Consider the following 19,703-nt stretch of genomic DNA (forward strand, 5'->3'; position numbering starts at 1 on the left):
GCATTCGAAAGCAATAAAAGCTGGCTATTGATACTTTTTTTTTATTTCATCATCATCCCCATATCATCCTTTGCACAAAAAAAGCGCACAAAAATGAATGATAAACAGATCATTATTTATCAGTTACTGCCCCGTTTGTTCGGAAACAAAAATACCGCCAATATCCCATACGGAACCATCCAACAAAATGGTTCCGGTAAGTTTAACGATATTACCGATAAAGCATTAGATGGGATAAAAGAACTTCACGTGAACTATGTCTGGTATACAGGGGTATTGGCCCATGCCAGTTTAACCGACTATAGTGCCTATGGAATTAAACCTGATGATGCCGATGTGGTAAAAGGCAGGGCAGGTTCGCCTTATGCCATCCGCGATTATTACGACGTAGATCCTGATCTGGCTGTTGAGGTTAAGAACAGGATGAAAGAGTTTGAAGCACTGGTAAAAAGAACACATGCTAAAAACTTAAAAGTGCTGATCGATTTTATACCCAATCATGTAGCCAGAAGTTACCATTCTGATACAAAGCCAAAAAATGTAATCGACTTTGGTGCAAATGATGATGTAACTGTAGCTTTTAGTCCTAGGAATGATTTTTATTATATCCCAGGTCAGCCCTTAGTGGTTCCAACAAATGGGCAAAAAACGCCACTTTCGGTACTTCAGGACGGGAAGTTTGATGAAAATCCGGCAAAAGCAACCGGTAATAACGTATTTTCAGCACAACCAAAATATGACGATTGGTACGAAACCATTAAGTTGAATTACGGTGTTGATTATCAGAACAGCGAGAAACAATACTTTGATCCCATTCCACCCGTTTGGTTGAAAATGCGCGATATTTTGATCTTTTGGACCCATAAAGGAGTAGATGGTTTCAGATGTGATATGGCCGAAATGGTGCCCATTGCATTTTGGAACTGGGTAATTCCGCAGGTTAAAAAAGTAAATCCGGATTTAATTTTTATCGGAGAAGCTTATAATCCAAAAGTTTACAAACAATATCTGGATGAAGGGAAATTCGATTACCTATATGATAAAGTTGGTTTATATGATGGTTTAAAAAGGTTGATCAGAAATGAACCAAATGCAGATGTAAAAGATATCCGTTTCATTTGGCAGCAAGAAAGTGCCGGTTTTGGCCATCACATGCTTCGCTTTCTAGAGAACCATGACGAGGAGCGTATTGCTTCAGCTGCATTTGCGGGCAAGGCAGAACTCGCGTTACCCGCAATGGTCGTTTCCGCAACTTTAGGCGGAGGTCCCGTAATGCTTTATTTTGGTCAGGAAGTTGGCGAACCGGGAAAAGGGCAGGAAGGTTTTGGCGGGGATGATAACCGGACCACCATTTTTGATTATTGGGGCGTTCCGAACCACCAGAAATGGATGAACGGGGGCTTATTTGATGGCCATAAACTAAATGCTGCACAGCAAAATTTGAGGGCTTTCTACAGGCAGTTATTAAAAGTAACGTCAACAAGCGATGCCGTATTGAATGGAAAAATTTATGAAGTTCCTGTTACCGGCAATATGAATAACCGGATGTATGCTTTTATCCGCTACTCAGGCAAGCAGCGTTTACTGGTAGTAGCCAATTTTGATCGAAACCAAAGATTAACCGCCAATATAGAAATCCCTGATCAGGTTTTAAAGGGGAAATCTTCCGTTCCGGTTACAGAACTGCTAACAGATAAAAAATTAAATATTCCGGCAGGAACAGCTATACCAATAAAGCTTGGGCCGGTTTCGGCACAGATAATTGAATTTTAAGATTGACTTAATGGGACAAGTAAAATTAAAACCGAGGTTATCAAACCTTCAGATCATTAATATGAGTGTTGGTTTTTTTGGAATACAGTTCGGTTTTGCTTTGCAAAATGGTAATGCAAGCCGTATTCTCCAAACCTTTGGTGCTGATGTTGAGCACCTATCCCTCTTTTGGTTAGCTGCACCGATAACCGGAATGATTGTGCAACCGATTATCGGGCATTACAGCGATAAGACCTGGAATCGATTAGGAAGGCGGCGGCCCTATTTTTTTGTTGGCGCAATTCTCACCGCACTGGCTTTAATTTTAATGCCGAATTCAGCTTTAATGGCAAGTTTACTTCCTCCTATTATAATCGGTGCGGGTATGCTGATGATTATGGATGCTTCAATTAATGTTGCTATGGAGCCTTTCAGGGCTTTGGTAGCTGATAAATTACCCGACGAGCAACGTAGTTTCGGCTTTTCTGTACAAACATTTCTGATTGGGGCTGGCGCTATTGCTGGTTCCTGGCTCCCCTATATCTTATCTGAATATTTTGGTGTAGGGAAAGTGGCGCCAGCCGGGCAGGTACCTGCTAACGTGATTTATTCATTTTATTTTGGCGCAGCTATTCTTTTGGGAACAATTCTGTATACCATTTTCACCACGAAGGAATACAGCCCGGAAGAAATGGCCGATTATTATGAACATACCCAGGAAGTGGAGGAAAGTAATGGCTTAAAAGATATCCTTAAAGATTTTTCTAAAATGCCACCAACCATGAGGCAATTGGGTTTAGTGCAATTTTTCTCTTGGTTTGCACTATTCTCGATGTGGGTTTTTACTACTCCAGCCATTGCTCAACATATTTACAAGGTAGCACCGGGAGATACCTCATCAATTAAATTTGCCGATGCAGGAAATTGGGTGGGGGTTTTGTTTGGTATTTATAATGGGGTTTCTGCTATTTACGCTTTAATCCTGCCTGCTATTGCAAAAGCAACCAGTAAAAAAGTTGCACACGCCATCTCTTTAACTGCAGGAGGTATTGGGCTACTTTCCATCTATTTTATTTCCGATCCGCATTATTTAATCTATTCGATGATTGGGATAGGCCTGGCCTGGGGAAGTATTTTGGCAATGCCATATGCTATTTTATCGGGTTCCATTCCTTCAAAAAAAATGGGTGTTTACATGGGGATTTTTAATTTCTTTATTACAATGCCCCAAATAGTAAATGGTTTTTTCGGTGGTTTAATTGTAAAACACCTCTATCATGATCAGGCCATATATGCAATCGTTTTGGCTGGGATATTTATGGTATTAGGGGCTATTTCTGTCATGTATATCCAAACAAAAAAGGAATCTTAACCTGGGCAAATTTTTTAAGCCTGCAATAAAAATTTATATGAAAAAAGTGTTTTATCTCTTGCTGTTAATAACAGCAATGCATACCGCCTGTAAAAAAGGGCCGGATGGCGGTTTAGAATCTATACCAACTAATCAGAAAGCTGATCTGCATACCATACCCATGGTCTGTGTCTCACAGACCATTAGTCATATTTCGGTCTGTGAGGACACAGACCGAGGAGATAAAATATTTATTTGAGTACACTCTGTGAAAAACTCAGTGTTCTCTGTGGTAAAAACCAAAAATAACCTAACCAAATGAAAAAAAATATTAACCGCCTTGGTTCGTATCTGCTCGAAATAAAAAGAGCAAAAACGATTGTTTACTTTTTACTATTATTAACCGCATTTAGTACCGCCTGTAAAAAAGCGTCAGATGGCGGCTTAGAGCCTACACCAACCGATCAGAAAGCTGATCTGCCTGCGGGGGCCAAAGATGGCGTAGTGTTCATCAATAACGGAACATCTGCAATTATCACTTTGTACGCGCCAAATAAAAAATCAGTTACACTGATAGGCGAATTTAACGATTGGTCTACCACCAGCTTACCCATGAAAAATACACCAGATGGAAATTATTGGTGGACTCAGGTAGATAATTTAAATCCATCTACAGAGTATGCCTATCAGTTTTATGTAGATGGAAACTTAAAAGTTGCCGACCCTTATTGCGAGAAAATACTCGATCCTGATAATGATAAATACATTTCAGCAGCAACCTATCCTAATTTAAAAGCCTATCCAACAGGTAAAACAACAGGAATTGTAGGTGTAATGCAGGCTAACCAACCCGTTTATAACTGGAAAAATACCGGTTTTACCCGTCCTGAAAAAAATAACCTGGTGATTTACGAATTATTGGTACGCGATTTTACTGCTGATCATAACTATGCCTCAACTTTGGCAAAACTCGATTATTTAACCGGTTTAGGTATTAATGCAATCGAATTAATGCCGGTAAACGAATTTGAAGGAAATTTAAGCTGGGGCTACAATCCATCATTTTATTTTGCGCCCGATAAATATTATGGCACCAAAACCGCATTACAGAATTTTATTGATGAGTGCCATGGACGTGGCATTGCTGTGATTTTGGATATGGTGTTAAACCACTCTTTTGGTCAGTCGCCGATGGTGCAGTTGTATTTTGATGGCTCGAAACCTACAGCAAATAGTCCATGGTTTAATGTGGATGCGAAACATCCGTTTAATGTTGGTTATGATTTTAACCATGAAAGTGCGGCGACCAAAAAATTCTCGAAAGACGTGATGAAGTTCTGGATGCAACAATATAAAATTGATGGTTTCCGTTTCGATCTTTCAAAGGGATTTACACAGAAACAATCAACGGATGATGCACAGTTCAGGTTGTACGATGCTGGCCGTGTTGCCATTTGGAAAGATTACAATGGCTATATCAAAAGTTTAGACCCTAATTTTTATGTGATTTTGGAACATTTCGCAGAGGAATCTGAAGAGAAGGTACTGGCTGATGAGGGCATGATGCTCTGGAACAATATGAATTATAACATGAATGAGGCTACGATGGGCTGGTTGGATAATTCTAATTTTCAATGGGGTTTTTATGCCAACCATGGCTTCGCTAAATCGGAAAACTTAGTTGGCTATGGCGAAAGTCATGACGAGGAGCGCCTAAATTTTAAGAATATTACCTACGGCAATGCTTCCGGAAGTTATGTAATTAAAGGAAACCTGGCTATTTCGTTAAAAAGAGAAGAACTCATAGCAGCCTTTTTGTTCAGCATCCCAGGACCTAAAATGGTATGGCAGTTTGGTGAATTGGGTTATGATATCAGTATCGATTTTAACGGGCGGACAGGTGAAAAACCTATTAAATGGGATTATTACAGCGATCCGAACCGTAAGGCATTATACGATGCTTATGCCAGGTTTATCAGGTTGAAAAAAAATAACAGTATTTTTAATTCAAGCAATTCGACATATAACCTTGCCGGCGGCGTCAAATATATCAAGTTAACTGAAGGAGCTAACACTGTTGTGGTGGTTGGTAATTTTGATGTAGTGAGCCAGGCAGCCAATATTGATTTCGGGTCTTCTGGAACCTGGATCGATGCAGTTGGTGGTAGTGTTAATTTAAGCACCAGCAGCTACACGCAAACTTTAACACCTGGGGAATACCATATTTTTAGTAAAACAGCATTAAAGTAAATTTTCTTGTACCCAAAAGGCTGAATCATAAATATAAAATTATCCTCCTGAAGAGTAATTCGCTTATGTGATCCTTCTTTCGGGCGGAGTAACGCAGTGGAGAAATCTTTTGGTAGATCGATCCACTTTGTGTTGCTGCGTTCGAGATGATAAACGTTCTATTGGAAGCTCAACGTGTCAAGTTTGAAGTAAATTACAAACCAGCCTATTGCTATTATTTATAAAAGCTTCAATCCATTATCTTTTCTCATCAATGCTTTTTTATGGTAACAATTCTAATGTGCTTTTTTGATTAATACGATAATAGTTTGATATTTAGGGACCAAACCAAACTTCATGAAACTCAGATTTATACTTGCTGCCTTGTTAAGTATCGGTATTTGCGCATACGCACAACAAAGTCCCAGAAAAAACCAATCTAAAGAAACCGTAAACACTACGCCGGTAACCATTAAAGATGAACCTAAATCTTCAGCGAATGAAAGGAACATTAAAGTGGAGAGTACAGTGGTTACCAATCACTCGGTGAACATTGATGGAAAGTCCGTTCCGTATAAGGCTACTACCGGTACCTTACCGGTTTGGGATGAAGATGGAAAACCGATTGCCGGTTTATTCTATACCTATTACGAACGGAGTGATGTGCAAAGCCGGGATAAACGTCCTTTGGTGATCTCTTTTAATGGTGGTCCGGGCTCTGCTTCTGTATGGATGCATATTGCTTATACTGGTCCGGTGGTTTTGAATATTGATGATGAAGGTTATCCTGTCCAACCTTATGGTTATAAGGAAAATCCATATTCTATTTTAGATGTGGCAGATATCGTATATATCGATCCCGTTAACACAGGCTATTCGAGAGCGGTGAGCAAAGATATTCCAACCAATAAATTCTTCGGTGTACGTGCCGACATTAAATACCTGGCCGAGTGGATCAATACTTTCGTAACCCGCAATAACCGATGGGCCTCACCAAAATTTTTAATTGGCGAAAGTTATGGCACTACCCGCGTTTCAGGATTGGCTTTAGAACTGCAGAACAGTCAATGGATGTATTTGAACGGTGTGGTATTGGTTTCGCCAACCGAATTGGGTATTGAACGTAGCGGCCCGGTTGACGCCGCTTTGCGTTTACCATATTTTGCAGCTACCGCCTGGTACCATAAAGCTTTGGCAGCCGATTTACAAGGCAAAGATTTAACAGCCATGCTTCCTGAAGTAGAAACTTTTACCATTAACGAACTCATCCCGGCCATTTCGCAGGGAGGAATGTTAAGTGCAGATAAAAAGAAAGCCATTGCCCTAAAAATGGCGCGTTACTCCGGCCTTTCCGAAAAAGTAATTTTAGATTATAACCTTAACGTACCAACGGATTTCTTTTGGAAAGAGTTATTGAGGGACAAAGGTTTTACTGTTGGTCGCTTAGATTCGCGCTATCGGGGGATCGATAAAATGAGCGCTGGCGAAGCACCAGATTATAATGCTGAACTTACCTCCTGGTTGCATTCTTTTACGCCAGCCATTAATATGTACATCCGCAACGAGCTGAATTATAAAACCGATTTGAAATACAATATGTTTGGTTCCGTTTACCCATGGGACAAATCCGGAGACCAGACCGGCGATAACCTCCGCCAGGCCATGGCACAAAACCCATACTTACATCTATTGGTGCAATCGGGTTATTATGACGGCGCCTGCGATTATTTTAATGCGAAATACAGCATGTGGCAGTTAGATGCTGCAGGTAAACTGCAAGACCGCATGACTTGGGAAGGTTACCGCAGTGGACACATGATGTACCTGCGTAAAGATGATCTGAAAATGGCGAATAACCACATCCGTGAATTTATTAAAAAAGCATTACCAAAAGCAGGCGAGGCCGCTAAGTTCTAAAAATTTAGCGTTGATAAATTCCTATACACCTGGCTATTAATTTGTCAGCATTTTTGGGTTATAGGAGCGCACTTGTATTGCAATAATTATCGTTAGTCCTGCTTTGCGCTCCGATCTTTTTTGCCCTTCGACTTCGCTCAGGGTGACAAAAAAAGATCTTCACTTCAATCAGGGCTAGGTAGGTTAGGGCGGTGGCACGGAAACCCGGCATAGTTGCGAGAACAGGAGTAATCTAAACCTGACCGGAGTGAGATGCCGATTTTTTTCAATCGGCAGAAACGGGGCGGGACTGCTTTAACCAACGGGCTACAGGTATTGCTTTCCAAATAATATGTCTTTCAGTGGTGACGAATTCCTACGCACGTTGCTAATTATTTGTCAACGCTTTTAGGCTTATTGGAGCGCAGGTACAGTGTATTAATTAATGTTCGTCCTGCTTTGCATTACAAGTCCGCACTCGTGCCTCGCTTGCGTGCTTTCCATTTCATCCGATGGCGATCGGATCAGGGCTAGATAGGTTAGGGCGGTGGCACGGAAACCCGGCATAGTTGCGAGAACAGGAGTAATCTAAACCCGACCGGAGTGAGATGCCGATTTTTTCAATCGGCAGAAACGGGGGCGGGACGGAACCAAACCAAAGCACTACTGCAATTGCTTTCCAAACCATGATGATTAAAAAATAGTAAAAAGCTATTTTTCTTTAGGCGGACACGATTTTTCTACCTAAACACTTAAACAAAAAACTGTTGGCTGCAAACCAAAAATAATTACTTATTTTTGTGGTTCAATTATGCAGCAAATAAAAACATCATTCGATTTTGAGAAACCTATTGCCGATTTAGTTCAGCAGATAGAAAAGGTTAAGCAAGTTGCCGAAAAAACCAAGGTAGATATGTCTGCCACTTTGGACGAACTTGATGGTAAATTAGATGAAACTACCAATAATTTATATAAAAATTTAACCGGTTGGAACAAGGTTCAGATGAGCCGTCATCCAGATCGCCCGCAAACCCTTGATTATATCAATATGATCTGTGATGATTTTATTGAAATGCATGGCGACAGAACGGTTAAAGATGATAAAGCTATTGTTGGCGGTTTTGCTTCTATAAATGGTCAAACGGTAATGATTATTGGTCATCAGAAAGGTAAAAATACCAAAGAGCGCCAGTTCCGCAATTTTGGTATGGCCAATCCGGAAGGTTACCGCAAAGCGTTGCGTTTAATGCGTTTGGCTGAAAAATTTAACAAGCCAGTGATCTCTTTTATCGATACAATGGGTGCTTACCCTGGTTTAGAGGCCGAAGAGCGTGGACAAGGTGAAGCTATTGCCAGAAATTTATTGGAAATGTCGGTTCTGCGTGTGCCGATTATTTGCATTGTAGTAGGTGAAGGTGCTTCCGGAGGTGCTTTGGGTATAGGAATAGGCGATAAGGTATATATGTTAGAACACACCTGGTATTCAGTAATTTCTCCTGAATCATGTTCTTCTATTTTATGGAGAAGCTGGGATTTTAAAGAAAAAGCTGCTGAGTGCTTAAAACTAACCTCTGATGATATGTTTGGCAACAAACTAATCGATGGCATTATTCCTGAGCCGCTTGGTGGTGCGCATCAGGATCCGGAGTTAATGGGTAAAACATTAAAAGAATATATCGTGAAGGATTTGGCCGCTTTGGGCAAATTGAAAACAGATAAGATGATTGAGCAAAGGATTGAGAAATTCTGTGAAATGGGTGTAGTAAACGAATAATCATTAACTAAAATAAATTTGAATCCTGTTTGGCCTTGCTGAACGGGATTTTTTTGTGCTCACGCTCGTTTCTAACGAGCGTGTAAATAGGGTACCGTATTTTACGGTGTTAATTATCAATACCTTTAGCTTGCTATACAATATTATCTTAAGGCTATTGCTGCACTCATTATAGACGAGCGCAAGCATTCAATAAATATTAATCAATGTCTAGTAATTCAATTTCTATTAGTCCTCTAAGCCCATGATAATTAGTCGCGGAACTATAAATATAATTCTCCGGCTCTGATACAATCCCTGCAGTAACCGGATTTTGATGGATGTAATTTAACTTTTGAAATGTAAACTCCGGACTGATTAATTCAACAGCATGATAACCATCTTGCCATACTTTATAATTCTCAATTCTTGTAAAATATCTTCCTGCGAATTCAAATTTATTCAACAGCCACTTTTTCCTGCTTTCATTTCCAGAGTTAATTTCTGTGATGATTGCCTTATTCGTAAACTTTTTAAAATCTCTTATAATTTCAAAAAGCTTTATACCACTACTTGCTGAGGCGATGAGGTGTATATGATTCGTCATTAAGCAATAGGCGTAAAGTTTTAGTCCTTTGTTAGATTGGCAATATTTTAGCGAGTTGATTATGATTTCTTTATAAGAAATACGTGTAAAAATATCGACCCAATCTACAATTGTAAAAGTTAAAAAGTAGGTGCCTTCTGGATCTCTTGCTTGGTATTGATCTGACATTTAATAAAAATATTTATTTATTCAGAAAAATCATAATTACTAACGCTTGTCCTAAAGAGCATTTAGATAGTTAATCATATTTATGACTTACATCCTAATTTAAATTTATATCATCTTTACGATGAAATCGTAAGGCTATTACTGCACTCGTTAGAAACGAACGCAATCAAACAAAAAAGCAGCTACAAATGAATGCAGCTGCTTGGTAAACTATTTTCAGATCCCTTTATTGTTGCGGACCTTGTTGTGGGAAAAACATGGATAAACGGCCTTCCAGGTTATTAAAAATCTTTTGCAATTTATCGCTCAACTTATCCTGTCCAGCAGCTTTGCTCGTTTTAATCATGCGGTCCAGATAGTATAAGCCGGTTTGGATATTCTGTGAGCCGGTTAAACCTTTTGATTGTGAAATATCGGCCAGGTAATTCAATTCCTTATTGATGTAATCGCCTGATTTGTCTAAAATATCATTGGCTCTGGCAGTTTCACCTAATTTATACAGGTTTTCAGCCATATAGAATTTTACGACAACTGTACGGATGCCGAAGAATTTATCCGGCATTACCGCATAATATTTATCCACCACTTTTTTGGCTTCATCCATTTTACCTTCTTTAATTAAGCTGTTGGTTAAGCTGCTGAAGATATTGGTGAAAATAAATGTATCATCTGATGACTGTGGATCTAAATATTTAGCTGTTTTCATATTTCCCCACTTAAACTTATTCATCACATTATTATATAAAACAGGCGTGTTCAATTGCTCCGGTCTATCCTCAGATGCGGTTGTGTCGGCTTTAAGCGGCAATAAACGCAAAGCTAAACCTTCGCTGTATAAATACTTATCCAAACCGTTATATTGCTCAGAAGGAACAGTGGAAGCGAAATAAATCGGGCGTTTCCAGTTGTTATGTGCCAGGATGTCGAACATGGCCAAAGTTCCTTTGGTCACGTAACCTTTATTAAATTTCCAATCCATTGTGGTGGTAATTTTTGAAGCATCTGCTGCAGGCACCGTTCCGGTACTGATTACTTGCTGTGGATCTACCGTAATTTTAAGATTTTTAGTAGGCAGGAAGTTAGATTTTGTTCCATCCTGCATCGGTACTTTATCGCTCTCATCGTTTGATAACAATAAATCAACTACGTTTTTAAGTTCAACGCTACCCGCAATTTTATAATCATCATATGGCATCACGTCTCTTTCTCCCTGTACATATTGCTCAGGCTTCATGGTAATTGGCAATGGGGCAGATTCGTTTTGTTTTTGCCTTAAACCGTTGATGTACCAATCTGTATCAAATAAACTTAAGTTTACAATACGTACGTCGGGGCGAACATTTTCTACTTCCTGGATATACCAAAGCGGGTAGGTATCATTATCACCATAAGTAAATAAGATGGCATTTGGCGCACATGATTGCAAGTAATCATAAGCAATATCATGTGGAACCAGTTTGGTAGAACGGTCGTGGTCATCCCATCCCTGCTCGGCCATGATAACCGGTGCGGCCAGTAAACCAATTACTGTGGCGCCAATAGCTCCGGCAGTTGGGGTTAATTTTTTAAACAGCCATTCTTTAATTCCAAGGGCTCCTAACCCAATCCATATGGCAAAGGCATAAAAAGAACCTACATAAGCGTAATCCCGTTCACGAGGCTCTAAAGGCTTTTGATTTAAATATAATACAATCGCAATACCTGTAAAAAAGAACAACAAAGCCACTACGCCAGCATCTTTCTGGTTGCGTTTAAAATGCCATAATGCGCCGATTATGCCCATAATCAACGGTAAAAAGAAGAAACGGTTGTAAGCTTTATTATCAACAGTTGATGGTGGCAAATGACTTTGATCACCACGTAACCAGCTATCAAATGGTTTAATACCACTAATCCATTCACCTTCAAATCCGCTGCCCTGGCCTTGCTCATCGTTTTGGCGACCAACGAAATTCCAGAAGAAGTAACGCATATACATATAGCCGATCTGGTAGCTGGCCAAAAAGCCAACATTGTCAACTACATTCGGATGTTTGCTGTCATCTAAGTGCATCCATTCTTTATAAAAACTGGCATGTCTAGGGTCGTCACTATACATGCGTGGCAATAAGGTGTTGTTGTTGTATTCGTAGTCGGTTTTTTTACCTGCTACTTCATATTTATCCTTACCTTTTCTCCAGATGGTTTTACCTTCAGTTACACCTGTTCTTTCAGAATTGTAGTTTGGTCCATAGGCCAATGGTCTATCGCCATATTGCTCACGGTTTAGGTAACTTAAGAAAGAGAAAGCATCTTTCGGCGCACTGTTATTCAAGTTTGGATCAGCCTTTGCCCTGATGATGATCATTGCGAAAGAGGCATAACCGAAAATGATTAAAACTGTAGAGATTAAACCTAAATTTAATAATTTCTTTTGATGCTTGATCGAATAACGGATTCCCCAAACCAGGGCGCCGATCAATAATATAGCGAAGAACAATACACCTGTTCCGAAGCCCATACCCAATGTGTTCACAAAGAACAGATCGAAATAAGCACCGAATGATACAAGATATTGGATAATACCATACTGAATTACTGCCAAGATCAGGATACCTACCAGTAGTGTTTTGATGATTCCGGATGTGGTTGCTTTATCGGTTCTTTTAAAATAGTAAACGAAAGCAAGTGCTGGGATGGTTAACAGGTTTAGTAAGTGGATACCGATTGATAAACCCATAATATAGGCAATAAACAGTAACCAGCGGTCGGCTCTTGGCTCATCGGCATGCGCCTCCCATTTTAGTATAGCCCAGAATACAATGGCGGTAAACAATGATGACTGTGCATACACCTCAGATTCTACCGCCGAAAACCAGAAACTATCAGAGAAAGTATAAGCTAAAGCACCAACGGCACCTGCACCCATAATACTGATTAACTTGCCTGTAGTTAATTCTTCACCAGCTTTTAATATGGTTTTTTTAGCCAATGCGGTGATTGTCCAAAATAAAAATAAGATAGTTGCCCCACTCGAAACAGCCGAACCCACGTTCATCCAGTAAGCAATTTTGGTTAAATCACCCGCTGCAAAAATAGAAAAGAAACGTTGGATCATTAAGAATAAAGGCGCACCAGGCTGGTGAACAACCTGCATTCTAAATGCCGATGCGATAAATTCACCACAGTCCCAAAAACTGGCAGAAGGCTCTAAGGTTAAAACGTAAGTTAGTGTAGCAATTAGAAAGCAGATCCAGCCTACTATATTATTAACTTTTGAATAATTCATTGGTTTGTTTAATGATATTAAAAAATGTTTTCACATAAAAATGCTGCCGAAATTAACTATTCTAGTCGATAAAACAGGTAAATTTTTGCATTGATTTAACAATTTTTAACGGCTTAAGGGCTTTAACATAAAGGATTTTAATTTATTGGAAAGTAAAAACCCATAAGCAGAAAGGTGAAATCTGCTTATGGGTTACATTTAGCATGTTTTTTGCCTATCCTGCAGCAAAAGGAGTAAATCTTACAATCAGATCATTATATTGTTTTTCGAGGTTTTTACTCAGGCTTGCCTGTTTAAATGCATTGGTCAGTTTGACCATCTGGCCTAAATAACCAAGGTATAAACGCACATCCTGTTCTGATGATAACTGGTTTTTGCTTTCCGAAACATCAGCAAGATGGGTGAGTTCTTTTCCGACATAATCGGCCGTTTTTTTGATCATAGCATTCGCACGGTTTAAATCATTTAACCGATACAGGTTTTCGGTAAAATAATACGTGCTCATTACCTGGCGCCTGCTGTAAAATTTAGCCGGAATTACTTCAAAGTATTTATTTACCGCTTTTTTGCTTTCGACAATTTTACCCTCATTAATTAGTCCGGTTAATAAACCATTAAACATGTTAGATATCATGGCTACATCATCGGCAGATTGTCTGTCTAAATGATTGGCATATTTAATGTTGCCGAAGCCATACACATTCATCAGGTTGTTGTACATCGGTTTCAGGTTTACGCGATCAAAATCCTGTGTAATGGCCGTATCAGGTTTTAACGGAAGTAATCTTTTGTTTAAACCTTCGGAATAAAGGTACTTGTTAAGCCCTAAATATTGCTCGTCTGGCATGGCGCCGCTAAAATAAATCGGCCGTTCCCAGTTATTGTGCGTTAAAATATCAAACAGAGCTAAAGTACCTTTGGTTACAAAATTCGAATTATAAGTCCATTCCATACTGCTTGCTATTTTTCCGGCATCTTCTTTTGGAACGGTTCCGGTATCGAGTACCTGTTGTGGGCTTACTGCCAGTTTTAGGTTCTTTGTAGGTAATACATTGTATTTAGAGCCATCTGTCATGGTTACCTTATCCTCGTCATGATCGGACAGCAACACATCTAAAATTTCCTGTAACTCAATGTGCTGTGCAATTTTATAATCCTGGAAATACATGATATCCCTCGTGCCTTCAACGTATTGCTCATGTTTAAGGGTGATCGGTAAAGGGGCAGATTCATTTTGTTTTTTTCGCATACCGTCAATATACCAGTCGGCAGTAAATAAGCTTAAATTCACCACCCGCACATCCGGACGGATATTTTCTACTTCCTGTGCATACCAAACCGGATAGGTGTCATTATCGCCATAGGTAAACAAGATGGCATTAGGTGCGCAGGATTTTAGGTAGTTGATAGACATGTCTCTAGCCATGTGACTGTCAGAACGGTCGTGGTCGTCCCAGCCCTGGTTGGCCATAATGATCGGGGCGCCAAATAAAGCTATAACCGTAGCAAAAATACTGGCACGCAAGGGCGTTAGTTTTTGTGAAAACAAATCCTTTAATCCCAGTACCCCTAAACCGATCCAGATGGCAAAAGCATAAAACGAACCTACGTAAGCATAATCTCTTTCGCGGGGCTCAACAGGAACAGAATTTAAGTAAACCACTATGGCCACCCCGGTAAATACAAAAAGTAAACCGATAACACCTGCATCTTTTTGGTTGCGCTTAAAATGCCAAACGGCGCCAATTAAGCCGATAATTAAGGGCAGAAAGAAAAATCTATTATATGCTTTGTTCTCTACAATGGATGGTGGAAGGTTTTTTTGATTACCCAGCCTGATCGCATCCAAAGGTTTTACACCACTGAGCCAATTACCGTCTTTCCCGCCAAGTTGTCCATCTTCATTATCCTGTCTGCCTACAAAATTCCACATGAAATAGCGCATGTACATTTGTCCGGTCTGGAAAGAAAACATATACTTCAAATTATCCAATAGAGTAGGTTTATGTTCGTCGTCAAAACCCATGTAACTTTTGTAAAAATTAACATGTTCAGGTTTGTCGCTATACATGCGTGGCAGTAAAGTTTTATCAGCAAAAACATATTCCGATTTTGTGCCTGCTGGTTCGTATTTTTTATCGCCTTTACGGATAATCTTGCCTGTTTCTTTAATTCCGACTTTTTCTGAATTGTAGTTTTCGCCATAAAGCAAGGGTCTGTCGCCGTATTGGTCGCGACTCACATATCTCGAAAACGAGAATACATTATCTACATTATAGTTGTTTAAATTTGGTTTAGCCTGTGCCCTGATGATGAGAAGCGCAAAAGAGCTATATCCAAAAAGTAGCAAGACGGTAAACAACATCACTAGGTTCAAAACCCTTTTATTTTTAAGGATGGAATAGCGAATACCGTAAACCAGTCCCCCGATTAGGAATACCGCAAAAAACAATATCCCTGTTCCAAAGCCTAAACCCAGGGTGTTTACAAAAAAGTAATCGAAGCTTGCGGCAAAAGATATTACATATTGGATGATTCCAAATTGTACCGCCGCCAATACAGCTATTGAAACAAGGAATACCTTTAAAATGCCTTTCCAATTGGGCGATTGGTTCTTTTTGAAATAATAAACAAATATTAATGCGGGAATGGTTAGCAGGTTTAAAATGTGTACACCAATTGATATCCCCATCATGTAAGCTACAAAAAGTAACCAACGGTCTGATTTTGGTTCATCAGCCTGTGATTCCCATTTTAATATGCCCCAGAATACAATGGCGCTACAGAGCGATGAGATGGCATAAACTTCAGCCTCTACAGCTGAAAACCAAAAACTATCAGAAAAAGCATAGGCCAAAGCGCCAACAAAACCTGCACCGATAATCCCGATTATTTTTTGACTACTGATTTCTTCGTCCTTTTTAACTACTGTTTTCCTGGCCAGTGCAGTAATGGTCCAGAACAGAAATAGAATAGTGCCGGCACTTGCAAGCGCAGAAGATATATTAATGAAATAGGCGACCTTGGTTTTATCGTGAAAAGCGAATATCGAAAATAACTTTTGGATCATGGAGACTATTGGAGCGCCTGGCTGGTGAACTACTTCCATCCGGAAGGCAGAAGAAATGAATTCGCCACAGTCCCAGAAACTTACAGATTGATCTAAGGTTAAAATGTACGTGAAAGCGGCAATAACAAAACAGAGCCAGCCTCCAATGGTGTTGATCCTTGAGTAATTCATAGTTTAATTTTAGTCTTTGATAATAAATGATTTAAGTGGTTCGTATTAAAAAAAGTCACATAAAAAAAGAAAATGTTGCATGCTATATGATGATTTTTTTATCTTTGCATCGCAAACAGGAACAGCGGGAAAGAAATTAAAAATATTTTAAAATCTCTCTTGCATATTTAAAATAAGGTTCCTACATTTGCATTCCCTTTCAAAGAGAATATCTTTGATAAAGCTTGTCCGATAGTATAAGGGTAGTACAACGGTTTTTGGTACCGTTTGTCTTGGTTCGAATCCAGGTCGGACAACTAAAATTTAATAACGGATCATGTTTTAAATAGGCATGATCCGATTTTTTTTAACCGTAACTACACGAACCCATGCCATTGCAGTTTAACCCGGTAAAGCTTTTTTCCGGAACAGGTTCTAAAGGATTATCACTTAAAATTGCCGAGCATTACGGCAAGTCACTTGGTAGCGTAACCATTCACAAATTCAGTGATGGAGAATTTCAGCCTTCTTTTGATGAGTCAATCCGGGGTAGTGATGTTTTTCTAATCCAGTCAACTTATCAGCCCAGCGATAATTTAATGGAACTTTTGCTTATGGTTGATGCTGCTAAAAGGGCATCTGCACATTATATTACAGCAGTTGTTCCTTATTATGGTTTAGCCCGTCAGGATAGAAAAGACAAGCCACGTGTAGCAATCGGTGCCAAATTGGTGGCCAACTTATTGAAATCAGCAGGTATTCACCGCATCATGACGATGGATTTACATGCTGCACAGATACAGGGTTTCTTTGATATCCCGGTTGATCACCTCGATGGATCGGTAATCTTTGTACCTTATATCAAAAGCTTAGGTTTAAAAAACTTAACCATTGCATCTCCGGATATGGGCGGTTCATACAGGGCACGTACTTTTGCCAAGTTTTTTAATGCTGAGGTAATTATTTGTGATAAGCGCCGTAAACGTGCCAATGAAATCGAATCGATGTCGATTATTGGGGATGTAACCGGACAGGACGTGGTACTGATTGATGATATCTGTGATACTGCCGGAACTTTATCGAAAGCTGCTGCTTTGATTATGGAAAATGGCGCAGCAAGTGTGAGGGCAGTTTGTACACATGCTGTATTATCTGGCAAAGCCGTTGAAACGGTAGAAAATTCGGTGTTAACTGAACTGATCGTTACAGATACGATCCCGCTGAAAAGGGAAAGTTCGAAAATCAGGGTGCTAAGCACAGCCAGTTTATTTGCAAGGGCAATTGCTAATGTAAACGAACATGGTTCAATTAGTGACCTGTTTAGAGTTTAATTAAGGTTGAAGGTAAAAGGTTGAAGGCTTAAGGTCTGGATACTTGATACTTAATACTTACTACTAATAAATAAATAAATATAAAAATGAAAACAATCGCAATTAGCGGTTCTCCAAGAGAGAACGTAGGGAAACGCGATGCCAAGGAACTTCGTTACGAAGGTAAAGTTCCGGCGGTATTGTATGGTGGAAAAGAGCAACAACACTTAGCTGTGGTTATTGCTGATTTAAGAGATGTTATTTATACCCCGGAAGTAAACTTTGTTGAAATCGATGTTAACGGTGCCAAAACCAAAGCTATCGTAAAAGATACTCAGTTCCACCCACTTACCGATGTATTATTGCACATCGATTTTCTTCAGTTATTTGACGATAAAGAAATCGTTATGGAGATCCCGGTTAAATTAACAGGAACTTCTCCAGGTGTTAAAATGGGGGGTAAGTTAATCCAGAAATTACGTAAACTACGTGTTAAAGCTTTACCAGCTAACATGCCGCAAAACGTAGAAGTAAGCTTAGAGAAATTAGAAGTAGGTAGTTTATTCCGTGTTCGTGACCTTCAAGGTGACAAATATGTAATCACTAACACTCCTGAAGATACCATCGTTTCTGTTGCAATGTCTAGAGCATTAAAACAAGCAGAAACTGAAGCTGCAAAAGGTAAAAAATAATCAGGATTCTTAGGATTTCCTGATTTCAAGATTAGCGTTTCGATTTAGGTCGGAACGCTTTTTTTATTGATATAAAGTTAGTTCTGTCATACCTTTATTGGTAACTGCCCCACTCTTCATCAAGAGGTTGTTTGGAAATTAGTGGTTTAGACTCCCGACTTCAGACTCCTGACTTCGGACTTTTTTTTATCTTTGCTTCCATGAAATATCTTATAGTTGGCTTAGGAAATATCGGACCGGAGTATGCGCACACCAGGCATAATATCGGCTTTGATATCGCCGATGAATTGGTAAAAGGCTTAGGTGGTAGTTTCGACAATATCCGTTTGGCCTATTATGCTGAGGTTGGTTTTAAAGGTAAAAAACTGCATGTAATTAAACCGACCACCTTTATGAACCTGAGCGGTAAAGCCGTAAACTACTGGATGAAGGAATTAAAAATAGCACCGGAAAATGTGCTGGTTGTTGTCGATGATCTTGCGTTGCCGCTTGGAAAGCTCCGGTTGAAACTGCAGGGTTCCAGCGCCGGTCATAATGGATTAAAAAGCATAGAAGAAGTTTGCGGTGGACAAAATTATGCGCGTCTACGCTTCGGCATCGGAAATGATTACCCTAAAGGCAGGCAAATAGATTTCGTTTTGGGTTTGTTTGATAAAAATGAACAGTTAGAACTTCCTGCATTAATTGATAAAAGTGTAGAGTTGATTAAAAGCTTCGTTACCATTGGACCTGCCCATACCATGACAGCTTTTAATAAATAGATAGTTAATGGGCTAACTGTCCATACTGTCATCTTAAGCGCAACGAAGGATCTTTTGTAATTTAAATCTCAAAGGAGTGTAGTCCAAAAAAGGTCATTTGAAGAGCAATTACAGTAGCTCTTTTAAGGTTCGTCCTGCTTTCCATTTCAAGTCCTCGCTGCGCTGTGGGCTTTCCATTTCAATCAGGTCTAAAATGGCAGTGTCTATGCTGTTGTTAAAGGGTTGAATAGCATAGTTTCCCAATAAGCTGTTATTTGTCAGCGTTATACACCCCCCGGATAGCAATTGCTTTACTTGCCATCTAAACCTATCGAAGCGGTTCCGATTTTTTACCGATAAACGGCACTAAATTAGCATCGGAATAAGTGTAGAGCATAGTTGCAACTGCTACCTAGGCGTATAAGATTAATGTTGTCATCCTGAGGGATAATTTATGATATAAAAATCAATATGATTGACGTTTTTTCCTTCGCACAATTCTTGCCTCGGCTCACCGCCGCCGAAGGGCTCTTACTTTTTGGCATCAAAAAGTAACAAAAAATGCCGGCTGAAAATTTTTCTTTCAAAGCCAGTGTTATGGCTAGAACAGTGCAGTCCGAAAAATTTATTAGGCCGGTTTTAAGTAGAACGGTGATACGGTGCTATGGCCTAGCTATACGGAAATGCATGATGCCGCATTCTGCTCATTAATAGGTA

11 protein-coding genes are annotated in these 19,703 nt (G+C 39.5%); 8 read left to right on the forward strand and 3 right to left on the reverse strand.

What is annotated here, in order from left to right:
• Positions 1–93: 93 nt before the first annotated feature.
• The 5 genes from BM107_RS19640 (at position 94) to BM107_RS19665 (ending at position 9,002) form a co-directional block, all read left to right on the forward strand.
• Positions 94–1,773 carry an alpha-amylase family glycosyl hydrolase gene (locus tag BM107_RS19640; RefSeq protein ID WP_166672339.1) on the forward strand — a complete coding sequence of 560 codons (1,680 nt, stop codon included), beginning with the start codon at positions 94–96 and terminating at the stop codon, positions 1,771–1,773.
• Between the two features lie 10 nt (positions 1,774–1,783).
• The gene (locus BM107_RS19645; protein ID WP_090986491.1) at positions 1,784–3,124 is read left to right on the forward strand and encodes an MFS transporter; all 1,341 of its coding nucleotides are present in this window, start codon (positions 1,784–1,786) and stop codon (positions 3,122–3,124) included.
• Positions 3,125–3,421: 297 nt separating this feature from the next.
• Positions 3,422–5,353 carry an alpha-amylase family glycosyl hydrolase gene (locus BM107_RS19655; protein WP_090986495.1) on the forward strand — a complete coding sequence of 644 codons (1,932 nt, stop codon included), beginning with the start codon at positions 3,422–3,424 and terminating at the stop codon, positions 5,351–5,353.
• A 336-nt stretch (positions 5,354–5,689) separates the two neighbouring features.
• Complete coding sequence (locus BM107_RS19660; RefSeq protein WP_090986497.1) at positions 5,690–7,249, forward strand: S10 family peptidase; 1,560 nt, start codon at positions 5,690–5,692, stop codon at positions 7,247–7,249.
• A gap of 790 nt (positions 7,250–8,039) precedes the next feature.
• Positions 8,040–9,002 (forward strand): acetyl-CoA carboxylase carboxyltransferase subunit alpha, encoded by a 963-nt coding sequence (locus BM107_RS19665; protein WP_090986499.1) that lies wholly within the window; start codon positions 8,040–8,042, stop codon positions 9,000–9,002.
• A gap of 199 nt (positions 9,003–9,201) precedes the next feature.
• Here the strand turns inward: BM107_RS19665 and BM107_RS19670 are convergent, their stop codons facing one another.
• The 3 genes from BM107_RS19670 to BM107_RS19680 all read right to left on the reverse strand — a co-directional run bounded on the left by BM107_RS19670 (position 9,202) and on the right by BM107_RS19680 (position 16,265).
• A complete protein-coding gene (locus BM107_RS19670; protein ID WP_090986501.1) occupies positions 9,202–9,756 on the reverse strand; it encodes an REP-associated tyrosine transposase in 555 nt (184 codons plus the stop codon).
• 226 nt (positions 9,757–9,982) lie between these two features.
• Positions 9,983–13,024 carry a glycosyltransferase family 117 protein gene (locus BM107_RS19675; protein ID WP_090986504.1) on the reverse strand — a complete coding sequence of 1,014 codons (3,042 nt, stop codon included), beginning with the start codon at positions 13,022–13,024 and terminating at the stop codon, positions 9,983–9,985.
• A gap of 214 nt (positions 13,025–13,238) precedes the next feature.
• Positions 13,239–16,265, reverse strand: coding sequence for a glycosyltransferase family 117 protein (locus BM107_RS19680; RefSeq protein ID WP_090986506.1), 3,027 nt, complete (start codon positions 16,263–16,265; stop codon positions 13,239–13,241).
• 368 nt (positions 16,266–16,633) lie between these two features.
• Between BM107_RS19680 and BM107_RS19690 the strand changes: the two genes are divergently transcribed.
• The 3 genes from BM107_RS19690 to pth all read left to right on the forward strand — a co-directional run bounded on the left by BM107_RS19690 (position 16,634) and on the right by pth (position 19,007).
• Positions 16,634–17,575, forward strand: a complete 942-nt coding sequence (locus tag BM107_RS19690) for a ribose-phosphate pyrophosphokinase (protein ID WP_090986508.1) — start codon at positions 16,634–16,636, stop codon at positions 17,573–17,575.
• Positions 17,576–17,661: 86 nt separating this feature from the next.
• The gene (locus BM107_RS19695; RefSeq protein WP_090986510.1) at positions 17,662–18,246 is read left to right on the forward strand and encodes a 50S ribosomal protein L25/general stress protein Ctc; all 585 of its coding nucleotides are present in this window, start codon (positions 17,662–17,664) and stop codon (positions 18,244–18,246) included.
• 200 nt (positions 18,247–18,446) lie between these two features.
• Complete coding sequence (pth, locus tag BM107_RS19700) at positions 18,447–19,007, forward strand: aminoacyl-tRNA hydrolase (protein WP_090986512.1); 561 nt, start codon at positions 18,447–18,449, stop codon at positions 19,005–19,007.
• Positions 19,008–19,703: the final 696 nt, after the last annotated feature.

The sequence above is a fragment of the Pedobacter suwonensis genome, from assembly GCF_900111825.1.
GTDB classification, from domain to species: Bacteria; Bacteroidota; Bacteroidia; order Sphingobacteriales; family Sphingobacteriaceae; genus Pedobacter; species Pedobacter suwonensis.